We start from the raw sequence: 263 nt of genomic DNA on the forward strand, positions 1-263 counted from the left end.
TCCTGGTCGAGCACCCACACGAAGTGGCTCTTCGCGCCCTGCAGCACCGCGCGCTGCGGCACCAGCACCGCATTGGGGCGCACCGCCCCCGAGACCTTCGCGCGCACGAACTGGCCGGGCCTGAGCGTGCCTTTCGGATTGGCGAACGTGGCGCGCACGAGGAAGGTGCCCGTCTCCTGACTGAACGCGGGGTTCGTGAAGTCGATGCGGCCCTTCTGCGGATAGACCGAGCCGTCGGCCTGGATGACCGTCACGTCGAACTG

Annotated in this window: 1 protein-coding gene; it reads right to left on the reverse strand. The window is 68.4% G+C overall.

The genetic code is table 11. The features are described 5' to 3' along the window. Positions 1-263: efflux RND transporter periplasmic adaptor subunit (locus tag SB822_RS58030; RefSeq protein ID WP_410859231.1), on the reverse strand; the 263-nt coding region annotated here is incomplete at both ends.

It is taken from the genome of Paraburkholderia sp. SIMBA_054, from assembly GCF_046534875.1.
Classification (GTDB): Bacteria; Pseudomonadota; Gammaproteobacteria; order Burkholderiales; family Burkholderiaceae; genus Paraburkholderia; species Paraburkholderia hospita.